The organism is Shewanella maritima (assembly GCF_004295345.1).
GTDB classification, from domain to species: domain Bacteria; phylum Pseudomonadota; class Gammaproteobacteria; order Enterobacterales; family Shewanellaceae; genus Shewanella; species Shewanella maritima.
Genome location: NZ_CP036200.1, coordinates 932092 through 944241, shown reverse-complemented (window position 1 = coordinate 944241; position 12150 = coordinate 932092). Strand labels below are relative to the sequence as shown.

General features: G+C 43.9%; 10 protein-coding genes and 1 other RNA gene. 7 read left to right on the top strand and 4 right to left on the bottom strand.

Annotation, left to right across the window (positions count from 1 at the left end):
* Window positions 1–6 precede the first annotated feature (6 nt).
* The 3 genes from EXU30_RS04025 to smpB form a co-directional block, all read right to left on the bottom strand.
* Complete coding sequence (locus tag EXU30_RS04025; protein WP_130597932.1) at window positions 7–1257, bottom strand: integrase domain-containing protein; 1251 nt, start codon at window positions 1255–1257, stop codon at window positions 7–9.
* A gap of 166 nt (window positions 1258–1423) precedes the next feature.
* Window positions 1424–1779, bottom strand: a transfer-messenger RNA (tmRNA) gene (gene ssrA / locus EXU30_RS04020).
* A 77-nt stretch (window positions 1780–1856) separates the two neighbouring features.
* Window positions 1857–2351 (bottom strand): SsrA-binding protein SmpB, encoded by a 495-nt coding sequence (gene smpB / locus EXU30_RS04015; RefSeq protein ID WP_130597931.1) that lies wholly within the window; start codon window positions 2349–2351, stop codon window positions 1857–1859.
* Window positions 2352–2600: 249 nt separating this feature from the next.
* Here smpB and EXU30_RS04010 point away from each other — a divergent pair, with 249 nt between their 5' ends.
* Both EXU30_RS04010 and EXU30_RS04005 read left to right on the top strand, forming a co-directional pair.
* Window positions 2601–3035, top strand: coding sequence for an SRPBCC family protein (locus EXU30_RS04010; RefSeq protein WP_130597930.1), 435 nt, complete (start codon window positions 2601–2603; stop codon window positions 3033–3035).
* Window positions 3028–3366 carry an RnfH family protein gene (locus tag EXU30_RS04005; RefSeq protein ID WP_130597929.1) on the top strand — a complete coding sequence of 113 codons (339 nt, stop codon included), beginning with the start codon at window positions 3028–3030 and terminating at the stop codon, window positions 3364–3366. The genes EXU30_RS04010 and EXU30_RS04005 overlap by 8 nt, the downstream gene beginning before the upstream one ends.
* Before the next feature lie 110 nt (window positions 3367–3476).
* Here EXU30_RS04005 and EXU30_RS04000 read toward each other — a convergent pair whose 3' ends face one another.
* The gene (locus EXU30_RS04000) at window positions 3477–3986 is read right to left on the bottom strand and encodes an outer membrane protein assembly factor BamE (RefSeq protein WP_130597928.1); all 510 of its coding nucleotides are present in this window, start codon (window positions 3984–3986) and stop codon (window positions 3477–3479) included.
* Window positions 3987–4277: 291 nt separating this feature from the next.
* Between EXU30_RS04000 and EXU30_RS03995 the strand changes: the two genes are divergently transcribed.
* From EXU30_RS03995 to aceA, 5 genes are all read left to right on the top strand, one after another.
* Window positions 4278–5069, top strand: coding sequence for an SAM-dependent methyltransferase (locus EXU30_RS03995; protein WP_207234114.1), 792 nt, complete (start codon window positions 4278–4280; stop codon window positions 5067–5069).
* Between the two features lie 55 nt (window positions 5070–5124).
* A complete protein-coding gene (locus EXU30_RS03990) occupies window positions 5125–5337 on the top strand; it encodes a hypothetical protein (RefSeq protein WP_130597926.1) in 213 nt (70 codons plus the stop codon).
* Window positions 5338–5341: 4 nt separating this feature from the next.
* Window positions 5342–7120: a tetratricopeptide repeat-containing diguanylate cyclase gene (locus EXU30_RS03985; RefSeq protein WP_130597925.1), complete on the top strand. Its 1779-nt coding sequence runs from the start codon at window positions 5342–5344 to the stop codon at window positions 7118–7120.
* A gap of 1713 nt (window positions 7121–8833) precedes the next feature.
* Window positions 8834–10477, top strand: a complete 1644-nt coding sequence (aceB, locus tag EXU30_RS03980; RefSeq protein ID WP_130597924.1) for a malate synthase A — start codon at window positions 8834–8836, stop codon at window positions 10475–10477.
* 134 nt (window positions 10478–10611) lie between these two features.
* Complete coding sequence (gene aceA, locus EXU30_RS03975; RefSeq protein ID WP_130597923.1) at window positions 10612–11931, top strand: isocitrate lyase; 1320 nt, start codon at window positions 10612–10614, stop codon at window positions 11929–11931.
* The last annotated feature ends 219 nt before the right edge of the window (window positions 11932–12150 follow it).

The window sequence follows — 12150 nt, the reverse complement described above, 5'->3', positions numbered from 1 at the left end:
TCTTCCTTAGTTTTGATTGACGACTCTTAGACCTTTATATCCACCAGCAAGGCTATTAGAGCCGCTAGCAGCTTGTTCTATGTATTCAGACCACCAAGCCATAATTGGCTTTCTACGCTCTAGGTAGTCAGCTCGGTTATAGGCTCTGCGAACATCATTTTTATCAACGTGAGCTAGTGATGCCTCGATTAAATCAGGGTCAAAGCCTTGCTCGTTTAGTGTGGTACTAGCTAATGCTCTAAGACCATGAGAAACGAGCTTACCACCATATCCCATACGTTTTAGCGCCATGTTTGCTGTTTGCGAATTCGCGTGCGATTTGGGATCTCTATCAGCGGGAAAGATATGTTCCCTATGGCCGCTAATAGGCTTTAATGCTTCCAGTAAGCTAAGGACTTGGTCGCTTAGCGGTACAATGTGTTCACGCTTCATCTTCATGCGAGCTGGTGGAACTGTCCAAAGCTTGTTATCAAAGTCAATCTCACTCCACTTTGCACCAGCAGCTTCATTAGGGCGCACCATAGTATGTAATTGCCACTCAATTAAAAAACGAGTAACCAACTTAATACTTGCAGTGTTTAGAGCTTGCATTAATTCGGGTAATTCATCGGGTCTAATGGTTGCCATCAATTGCTTTTTGGGAGCTTCAAAAGCGTGGCTAATGCCCGACAACGGATTACTAAAAATCACGCCAGTATTTACGGCATAGATCATAATTTCATTTAGCCGTTGGCAAAGTCGTCTAACCGTTTCCAAGCTACCTTTAGCAGCAATCGGTTTTAATACTTCTATGGTGCTGGTGGCGGTGAGTTTACTAATAGGGTATTTGCCTAACCTTGGGAATAAGTGATTTTCTAAAGAACGCCACAAGCTGGTGGCATAATCATTAGTTACTTTGGTTTTCTTAATTAAGAACCAATCATTGGCTACTTTTTCAAGAGTGTTGAGTTGTTCTTGCTCGGCAGCTTTTTGTACCGTGTCTCTGTGTTCTTTAGGGTCAATGTTAGCGGCCACCAGCTTTCTAGCATCTAATCTAGATTGCCTAGCTTGGGCTAAAGATATTTCTGGATAGGTTCCAAGTCCAAGGTTTTTTCGTTTTTTGGTGTACGGGTGGTAGTAATTGAACAGCCATAGTTTAGAGCCGTTAGGTTTTACTCTAAGTATTAGTCCATCACCATCAGTAAGGTTGTATTCCTTCGCCCTTGGCTTAGCCTGGGCAATTTCCGTATTTGTCAGGGGCTTAACTATCTTCGCCATCGTAGTAACACCATTTTGGTAACATTGATTGAAGTGTTACCAAAAAGGTTACTATAAAACTGGGGTGTTACGAAACCCCTAGAAAGCTACAGAAAGACAAAACCCCTTTAAAGCCTAGGCTATAAAGGGGTTTTAGTATTTCTAGGTTACCCTAGAATGCTTAATTTGGTGGAGGCGGCGGGACTTGAACCCGCGTCCAGAAAGCCTACATCCAAGGCGCTACATGTTTAGTCTCTCTTTTGGTTAACCCGATAAGCTCCGAAAGACAGGATATTACCAGGCGAGTCCGGTACTGTTTCGCGGTTCACCCCCGAACAAGGTTCCCTCGCTAGCACTATGTAAGATGACCATCAAAATCCACTGCCCATGTGCGAAACGTGTGGCTGATGGCTAGCGAGCCTAAGCTGCTAGAGCGTAGTTATCGTCGTTTGCAACTATAACTGTGCGGCTTTTTACGAGGCCAACCGCCCCTCGACATGCTCCCAGGGTTTCGTGAATCCTGTCGAATCCAGAATCGCCCCCAAAGTTTGTTAATTGTATCGAGTATTTAGCTAAACGCCTAGCGACATTTTCGCAAAACATCACTGTTTGGTTATTTATCAGCCCAAACGAGACTTTTTCATCACGCGTGATTGCTCAACCTTCCACTCGCGCTCTTTCGTATCTTGGCGCTTGTCGTGATCTTTCTTACCTTTACCTAAGCCAATTTCAACTTTTACCCATGCGCCTTTGCGCCAGTATAGTGACAGCGGCACCAATGTGTAGCCTTGGCGTTCAATCAAGCCTTCTAGCTTGTCGATCTCGCTGCGTTTTAGTAGTAGCTTTTTGGTGCGAATTGGGTCACATACAACATGAGTTGATGCTGTGTTTAATGGTTGTACGGTACAGCCGTGCATAAATGCTTCGCCATGTTTAATGTAAACATAACAATCAGCTAGGGTAACTTTACCCATACGCAGAGATTTTACTTCCCAGCCTTGTAGCTCTAATCCGGCTTCAATTTTGTCTTCGATTTTAAATTCAAAGGTCGCGCGTTTGTTGCGGGTAATTGTTGCTGGTGGATTCTTTGCTTTTTTGGAATTCTTTTTTGCCATAATTGCGTGGTTAACTCGCAGTTGCCCATCTATTTTTCTGCTCTTAAAGGCAGATATGGGGGAGAGAATAATCTAATTCAAGGGATTATACCCCAACAGCTTGAAGATGCGAGGATTAACTTGTTTGCCCAGTACCTAGGTTTGTGAGTTAGATCGTCTGAGCTTTATAACGGCTGATAACTGTAGGGATGCCTTTTTTTACCAACGTGCTAAAATCCCGTGCAAATTACAGTATTCCAATGAGCAACAATGCCAAAAATCTCTAAAAGTGTGCTGGTCCGGTTTAGCGCATTAGAAATGTATAACCTAGTGAATGATGTTGAGTCTTACCATGAGTTTTTACCCGGCTGTGTCGGTGGTAAGGTGCTTGAGTTTGATGGCAAAACCATGGTGGCATCGGTTGATGTCAGTAAAGCAGGTATTAAGAAAACCTTTACGACGCGAAATCAAGTCGTTGAAGGCAAGTCGATAGCGTTAGAGTTAGAAAATGGCCCGTTTAAGTTCTTACATGGCAATTGGAAGTTTACTGAGCTAACGGAAGAGGCCTGCAAGGTTGAGTTTGACTTGGACTTTGAATTTTCAAACCCGTTAACTGATATCGCTTTTGGGCGAGTTTTTAAAGAGTTAGTCGGTTCGATGGTAACCGCATTCACAGACAGAGCTAAGGTGATTTATCGTGACTAAAGAAGTTGAGTCATTTCCCGTTGATGTCATTTATGCCTTACCTGAGCAGCAAAAGGTAATTACGGTGAATGTTGCGCCGGGCACTAGCTGTATTGAAGCGGTTGAGCAGTCAAACATTGTTGCGTTTTTCCCTGAAATTGACCTAGCAAAAGTAAAGCTGGGTATTTTTAGTCGTCAGGTGAAGCATCAAGAGGTATTGCAACCAGGTCAGCGAGTGGAGATATACCGACCGTTAATCGCCGACCCTAAAGATGTTCGTCGCCGCCGCGCTGAAAAAGCCAAAGAAGAAGGGCGAATTAATAAGACCACTGGCGCGAAGGTGAGCGCTTAACTTGCGTTTGCCTATGGTTTTCAGACCATGTTAAAACTAAAAAAGCAGAACGGGTTACCGTTCTGCTTTTTTATTGCCAACTTAAGGTAGGTTGTCGCTTTGGGTTCAATCTATTCAGCGTCGTCGTTTTGCTGTTTTAAACCTTCTTGCAGTTCAACCACCTTCTCTTGAACTAGCGGTTTTGCATCTGGACGCGACTCAGGTACAAGTGGCTCATCTTTTGATGGCCCTGAGATACTTGGTAATTCGCCTTGGCCTAGTGGCGTATTAAAGTCTTCACTGAGTTCGTAATCACCCTCAACGCGGGCGATTTTGTCATCTTCAAAATGAATGATTAACTCTTTGTGGATGATGCTCGCATCACGACCACTCTTAAAGTGATAAACATAGTACCAGGTGTTGTCAGAAAAACTGTCGCGTAGTACAGGGCGCCCCAGGATGTACTCAGCTTGCTCCTTAGTCATATCAACACGCAACTGCTCTACTTGTTGCGCTTCCATATAGTTACCCTGTGGGATGTCAGGCTTGTAAATCAGCCAGTCAAATACACCACAACCAGACAGCGAAAGGCTAAGTACTGCAGCACTCAAAAAGGTAAAACGTTGTTTTTTGTTAATCATTATTTGTAATACTTCCTAAATTCTGTCGGCCATGATACCCAAGGGCGACCTAAAATGACAAGGGTTCAGGCTTATGTTTGTGTGTTTGAGTGCTTAGGGCGCTTTAAGTTCAGCTTTAAACAAAACATATCGATAAAAGCCAAACTTGCTCGATTTAACTTGAGAGGGTAAAACGGGCTTGCTAAATTTGTGTGGTCAATAAAAGTATGTCAAGTTTAGAGTGTTGCACACTAATTAGTGTTCGCTAATATAAGGTCGCGTACGACGATTATGGAAAATAAGCAGAATAAACTGGGGAGTTTGGTTTTTGTTGGCACCGGATTGCAGTTAGCTGCTCATATCGGTGCACTAAGCAAAAGCCATATTGAACACGCTGATATTGTGTTTTCATTAGTGCCAGATGTTTTTTGCGAGCAATGGCTCGTTGGCTTAAACCCAAAACATGCTTCTTTACAGCCGTATTATGCCCAAGAGGGCGAGGTAAAAAGTCGCCGCGATACTTATGCGCAAATGGTTGAAGCTATTTTGCAGCAAGTCCGCCAAGGTTTAGATGTAGTTGTAGCCTTATATGGCCACCCAGGGATCTTTGCTTGTGTGTCACACCTTGCAATTAAGCAAGCTAAAGTCGAAGGGTTTGAAGCACAAATGCTGCCTGGCGTTTCTGCAGAAGCTTGTCTTTGGGCAGATCTTGGTATCGACCCAGGCCAAGCTGGCCATCAAAGTTATGAAGCCACGCAATTTATGCTTTATAACCACCAAATTAACCCCTATACCCATGTTTTGCTGTGGCAAATAGCCTTAGCTGGTGAGCATTCATTAACTCAGTTTGCTACCACTAAAGATAGGTTGCAGATATTGGTTGAACATTTAAATCAATGGTATCCGTTAGATCATCAGGTTGTCATTTACGAAGCGCCTAATCTACCTTTAATGTCGCCGCGCATCGATTGGCTTGCACTAAAGGATTTGCCAGATGCTGATTTAACTATGATTAGCACCCTGATGATCCCGCCAGTAGGCAAATTAAAATTGAACCAACAAATGTTGGCAAAATTAGGAATTTCCGAGAGCGATCTCGGTTAGTCGTGACGCAATAGCGTGTTAAACTCTCCCTTGAAACATCAAATAAGGAAATAGTATGTCTAAATTGACCGATTTTTTTACAGAATTAAATCAGGATGTAAAGCTGCAACAAGCCTACAAAAAGGACCCTCGTGGCGTGATGCAGCAGTATGGTCTAACCGATGAAGAAGCCGAAGCTGTGATGTCAGGTGACATGAGCAAAGTCCAATCATTGTCGGGTGACAAGAATATGAAGTTGTTTATGCTAATTGCTAATCACTCGGAATAAGCTCTTGTTATCTCGTCTGCTGATTTCAGCTTTACTTACCTTGATGTTGAGTGTCAACGTCAAGGCGAGTGATATTGATAGCCAGTTAGGCGAGCTAGACTCATTGTTGCAATCTGACCTTCCTAAAGCCGTTTCTGTTATTAAAAGTCTTGAACCTAGAACCGGCAATTTTACTTCGCAGCAATTAGCAAAATTTAAAACCTTGAAAAGCATTAACCACCTTTATACCGGTAACTTTATTGCTGCAAAACGCGTGTTAGATGAAGCTGAGGGGCTAAATCCCAATCAAGAACTACTCACTCAGATTTATCTTTACAAGGTAACAGTAAGTATTGGATTAGGTGAATACCAGCAAGCATTTCAACAGCTAGAGCAGAATTTAAGACGTATTGAGCAGGGCGATGATACTCATGTTAAGGTGCAGTCCTATTTACGTTTGTTGAATGTGTACCTTGATTTGGAAGCCTACAAAGAGATGCTGTTGGTGGTTAATCGGGTATTGGCATTCAATAAGGGTAGAGATACTAAAAGTGAATGTTATGGCATGCTCTACTTAGCGGTAGCGAATCTTGAACTGGATAAGCACGAAGCTGCGGCTGAGTATTTCAGGCGTAGTGGTGATTATTGTCAAAAGCATGGTTACCCTCTAATCGTGGCGATGTCAGTTAAAGGTCAAGCTCGGGCTTTATTTGAGCAACAAAAGTACCCTAACGCACTACCTGGTTTTTTATCTTCTTTAGAAGCCTACGAAAAGTTTAACTTTAACATTGAGATATACAGTAACTGGGCTTTTTTAGCTGAAACTTATTATCACCTAGGGATGTTTGCTGAGGCTAGAGACTATGCCCAGCGAGTAGCTGATCTGGCGCAAGTGCAAATGAATATTCGCCCGAAACAGCGCGCCCACGGCATACTCGCTTTATTAGCCAGAGACGCTGAGCAATATCAGCAGGCGTATGAGCATCAAGTAAGATCGCAGATGTTAAGCGAGACGTTGCTTAATGAGCAGCGATTAAAACAAAACGCTTATCAAATGGCACAATTTGAAATTGCCGAGAAAACCCGTGAGCTTGATAAAATTGTTCAGGATTACGATATTTTTGGTGAGCAGCGCAAAGTGTTGAATCAGCAACGCAGTTACTCATATATGTTTTCAACCATTTTCGCTGGAGCCAGTATTTGCTTATTCCTGATGCTCGTAGCGGTTTGGTCTCAACGTAGCAACTACAAACGCCAGGCCCAGCGTGACCAACTTACCGGCGTTTATAGCCGTTTTATTGGGCAAAACATGGCTGAAAATCAGCTTATTCAATGTCAAACTCGCCATTCGGATTATTCGGTAATCTTGTTTGATCTCGATTCGCTTAAGCAAATTAATGAACAATACGGTAATGCTAATGGTGACTGGGCATTGCAGCAGGTAGTCAATGTGCTAAATGAGCTTATTGATAAAAAACATATTTTGTTGCGGATGAGCAGCGAAGAATTTGGACTATTCATGCCGCAAACTCATATTGAGCAAGCATATGAGCTGACAACGCAATTTCTCGAACAAGTAGCCAGCATTGAAACTAAACTGACCGGCCATCAATTTGCCATTACGGTGAGTGCAGGCTTAAGCTGCTGGACAGAGCAAGACTTAAGCCTTGACCCGATAATCAGCCGTGCAGCCCTAGGGCTTAAACAGGCAAAAGAGCAAGGTAAGAACCAGGCTGTGGTTTATAACCCTGTAAAAGTGAAACAAAGCCAAGCCGATGCAGATATGGCAGTAGCGGAAAGCTAGCTAAGCCCTGTTGTCGTCAAATGTTGGTGTGCGGCCTGTTAGCTGTACTAGCTCAGCCTTGGTCTTTCACCTCTCGTTAGTATTGTCACCTTTTTAATCTCGCCTTTGTTCTCAGGTATCTATTTTGTCGTCTTTAGCCCGTCGTTATTAGTTGGTCGCTCCCGCAAGGCTGCTAACACAGTCATTCCAACAACGCTACCAACAGTGTCATTCCCGCAACGCTGCTACCATCGTCATTCCCGCAAGGCTTTTGAGCGGGAATCTAGTTATCGATTGCAAGAGTAAAGCGAGACCCTCGATTAAAAGCATCTCGAGGGTGACCGTTTGGTTGCCATTCCCGCAAGGCTGCTACCATCGTCATTCCAACAACGCTACAAACAGTGTCATTCCCGCAACGCTTTTAAGCGGGAATCTAGTTCTCGACTGCAAGAGTAAAAGCGAGACCCTCGATTAACAGCATCTCGAGGGTGACCGTTTGGTTGCCATTCCCGCAAGGCTGCTAACACAGTCATTCCAACAACGCTACCAACAGTGTCATTCCCGCAACGCTTTTAAGCGGGAATCTAGTTCTCGATTGCAAGAGTAAAGCGAGACCCTCGATTAAAAGTATCTCGAGGGTGACCGTTTGGTTGCCATTCCCGCAACGCTTTTAAGCGGGAATCTAGCCCTCGACTTCAAGAACAGGAATAAGACCCTAGCTTGTGCTTAAACAAAACCAAGGTGTGAATACTGTATCTTTGACATTGAACTGCAAGTCGATCAGCAGTCGCGCTATAGATAACAGTTCGTCGTTAACACTTCCCCTTGAGGCTATCACTTGTAATTTTTGCGCCATCCAAATCTCTCCACCATTTTGGTGCGCTTTCAGAAAGCTCCATTCATCATGAGCAAGTTAATTCAGCAAACTTGCACCAAATTGGCTCTTTTGAACTTTTTATGCACTTTTTTTGAAAAAATTTAAAAAAAATTGAATATTTTTCGCGGACAAATCGAGTGTTGTTCGGTTAATACGTAGCCACGCCTAACAATAAATTAACCTTATTTCGGTTACCTTTACGTTAACGTAAGATTAAAACGGTCGTTTAAGTTGGCTTGTCTAGGTTTGTTATCTAAATGTATGAAATATATGCTCTTTCACTATTTCCGCTAGCGGCAGCTCAAAACGCAGAGTTGATTCCTATTGTTACTAATTCGACTAAAGTTGCGTAACAATATTTGTACGATGCGTGCTTTATGGTTGTAATTTTACTACATTGCGTTTGTTAGGGTTATTGGTCTGACAAATTATTCTATTGCTGGTGTTTTGCTGTTAATCTCTCTGGATGGGTCTTGGTTAATTATCTGAATTTTAATGAAAAATCCTTGTATTGTAAGTCTTGGTATTACCAATTTTATGATGGTTTTTAAGTCTATTTTTGCTCGTTTTTTCTGCGTTTAGATTGTTGCAATTACAAATGTTTGTGGTTAGTTTTTAGTTCAACGCAAACATTTGAAAGTTTTTGCTTACGGTTTTTAAAGAGTGAATGCTCTAAATTGGCAGGGCACCTCTGATGAAGGATTCGACTAGCAAAAGCTAAAGTTACTCAATAACAGTTACTCAATAACAGTTACTCAATATTTATCGGGTCAGTTTTATTAAGACCGCTGGTTGCCAAAACAGAAATATGGCGGCACCCAACACAGTCTCAATAATCTAAGCACAAGGATGCAATTATGACGGCAGATCAATTAGTCGCTAAATATTCAGCGCAAACCGAAACCCAGTCGAGCTCAAAGCTGGCAATTTTGGGTAGCCATGTTGAAGGCCAAGAGAAGATCCTTAACTCAGGTGCTTTAGCATTACTGGAAACACTATGTGAGCAGTTCGCTGCCGAAGTGCCACAGCTATTAGAGAAGCGCTGCCATAAGCAACAGCGAATTGATGCGGGCGAGCTGCCTGATTACTTACCTGAGACACGTGCAATTCGCGATGGTAACTGGTCTATTCGTGGTATTCCGGCAGATTTGCAAGACCGCCGCGTGGAGATCACAGGTCCTGTTGATCGCAAAATGATTATTAATGCACTAAACGCTAACGTAAAAGTGTTTATGGCAGACTTTGAAGACTCACTCGCACCTAGCTGGGAGAAAGTGGTTCAAGGACAAATTAACCTACATGATGCGGTTAACGGTGACATTGAATTTACCGCGCCTAATACAGGCAAACATTATTCATTAAACCCAGATCCTGCTGTATTGATTGCTCGCGTACGTGGTCTGCATTTAAAAGAAAAGCATATTGAGTTTGAAGGCGAAGCCATTCCTGGTGGATTAGCTGACTTTGCTTTGTACTTTTACCATAACTACCGTCAGTTATTGGCGAAAAACTCTGGGCCTTACTTCTACATTCCTAAGCTTGAAAGTCACCATGAAGCGCGCTGGTGGGCAAAAGTATTCGCCTTTGTTGAAGAGCGTTTCTGCCTGCAACCAGGCACCATCAAGTGTACTTGCTTGATTGAAACCCTGCCGGCTGTGTTTGAGATGGACGAGATTTTATATGAGCTTCGTTCAAACATTGTGGCGCTGAATTGTGGTCGTTGGGACTACATCTTTAGTTACATCAAAACCCTTAAAAACCATCCCGACCGAGTGTTGCCAGACCGTCAAGCTGTGACCATGGACAAGCCTTTCTTAAGTGCTTATTCACGTCTGCTGATTAAGACCTGTCATAAACGTGGTGCACTGGCGATGGGCGGTATGGCGGCGTTCATTCCAGCAAAAGACGAAGCAACCAATCAGCAAGTATTGCAAAAAGTTCGCGGTGACAAAGAACTAGAAGCTCGCAACGGCCATGACGGCACCTGGGTTGCTCATCCTGGTCTTGCTGATACTGCCATGGGCATTTTCAACGACTACATTGGCGGTGATAACACCAACCAATTGCATATTACCCGTGATGTTGATGCGCCAATTCCAGCTGCTGAGTTGCTTGAACCTTGCGATGGTGAGCGCACCGAGACTGGCATGCGTTTGAACATTCGTATTGCGGTGCAATACATCGAAGCCTGGATCCAGGGTAACGGCTGCGTACCTATATACGGTTTGATGGAAGATGCGGCAACGGCAGAGATTTCACGTACTTCGATTTGGCAGTGGATCCAACATGAAAAGAGCTTATCTAACGGCAAGCTGGTGACTAAAGACTTGTTCCGCCAGATGCTAGCTGAAGAGTTGAAAAATGTTGAGCAAGAGCTAGGTACGGAACGTTATCAAGCGGGCAAGTTTACCCAAGCGGCACAATTGTTTGAGCAGATTACTACCTCAGATGAGTTGGTCGACTTTTTAACTCTGCCTGGTTATGAGCTGCTAACAGCCTAAGCCGATTACCCAGCTCTAATTAACAAACACTGAATTACAGATTTACAAAAACAACGGAAATTAGGCAAGTGGCGAGTGAGTTATCTCATAATGCCGCACACTTGCCAGCCCTACACACAGGAAGGAGAAGCACTATGTCTACTGAAACACTGACTCGCGAGCAGCAGATTGAAGCGATTAAAAAGGATTGGGCTGAAAACCCACGTTGGAAAGGCGTGAAGCGTCCGTACACTGCTGAAGAAGTGGTAAAGCTACGTGGCTCTGTTGTACCAGAGAACACAATAGCTAAACGTGGTGCAGCCAAGCTTTGGGAATTAGTAAACGGTGGTGCTAAAAAAGGTTATGTGAACTCACTAGGTGCACTAACCGGTGGTCAAGCGGTTCAACAAGCTAAAGCGGGTATTGAAGCGATTTACCTTTCAGGTTGGCAGGTTGCGGCTGACGCTAACTTAGCGGGCACCATGTACCCAGACCAATCACTATACCCAGCGAACTCAGTTCCAGCGGTAGTTGGTCGCATCAATAACTCTTTCCGCCGCGCTGACCAAATCCAATGGGGTAAAGAAATTAACCCAGGTGATGAAGGTTACACTGATTATTTCCTACCAATCGTTGCTGATGCTGAAGCTGGTTTTGGCGGCGTACTAAACGCATTCGAGCTTATGAAAGGCATGATTGATGCTGGTGCGGCTGGCGTTCACTTTGAAGACCAATTAGCGTCAGTGAAAAAATGTGGTCACATGGGCGGTAAAGTACTTGTACCTACTCAAGAAGCGGTACAAAAGCTTGTAGCTGCGCGCCTTGCGGCTGATGTGAGCGGCGTTGAAACCTTAGTGATTGCCCGTACCGATGCTAACGCAGCTGACCTAATGACATCTGATTGCGACCCATATGACCGTGACTTTGTCACTGGCGACCGCACTGAAGAAGGTTTCTACCGCGTGAAAAATGGTATTGACCAAGCAATTTCGCGCGGCTTAGCTTACGCTCCGTATGCTGACCTTATCTGGTGTGAAACGGCAACGCCTTGTCTAGAAGAAGCGAAGAAGTTTGCGGATGCGATTCATGCTAAATACCCTGATCAGCTACTTGCTTATAACTGCTCGCCATCGTTCAACTGGAGAAAGAACCTCGACGACGAAACGATTGCACGCTTCCAACAAGCGCTGTCAGACATGGGCTACAAGTACCAGTTCATCACCTTAGCGGGTATTCATAACATGTGGTACAACATGTTCGACCTAGCGTATGACTATGCGCGCGGTGAAGGCATGAAACACTATGTTGAGAAGGTGCAAGAAGTTGAGTTTGCTGCGGCAGAAAAAGGCTACACCTTCGTATCGCACCAGCAAGAAGTGGGTACAGGTTACTTCGACCAAGTTACCACTTGCATTCAAGGCGGTAAGTCTTCGGTTACAGCCCTAACAGGTTCTACTGAAGAAGAGCAGTTCTAAGGCAGCTTTAGCAGTAACGAGCTGTATCGGTAAGGCTGGAGTACCAGCTTTACCATTGTTTTACTTTCACTTTTTGTTGTTACGCATTGCCATGTTTAACAACCTTGTTATTCAAATCAGTTTATTACGAGCACTCATAAGCTGATTTGAGTAAACCCTGTGCGGTTCACCTACAGGCCACACAGGATTTTTGTCCAATTCAATTAGCTATGCTTATGT

Bases quoted from the DNA above. Each gene is read 5' to 3' on its own strand.
- EXU30_RS04025 (WP_130597932.1), bottom strand. From the start codon at position 1,257: ATGGCGAAGATAGTTAAGCCCCTGACAAATACGGAAATTGCCCAGGCT.
- smpB (WP_130597931.1), bottom strand. From the start codon at position 2,351: ATGGCAAAAAAGAATTCCAAAAAAGCAAAGAATCCACCAGCAACAATT.
- EXU30_RS04010 (WP_130597930.1), top strand. From the start codon at position 2,601: ATGCCAAAAATCTCTAAAAGTGTGCTGGTCCGGTTTAGCGCATTAGAA.
- EXU30_RS04000 (WP_130597928.1), bottom strand. From the start codon at position 3,986: ATGATTAACAAAAAACAACGTTTTACCTTTTTGAGTGCTGCAGTACTT.
- EXU30_RS03990 (WP_130597926.1), top strand. From the start codon at position 5,125: ATGTCTAAATTGACCGATTTTTTTACAGAATTAAATCAGGATGTAAAG.
- aceB (WP_130597924.1), top strand. From the start codon at position 8,834: ATGACGGCAGATCAATTAGTCGCTAAATATTCAGCGCAAACCGAAACC.
- aceA (WP_130597923.1), top strand. From the start codon at position 10,612: ATGTCTACTGAAACACTGACTCGCGAGCAGCAGATTGAAGCGATTAAA.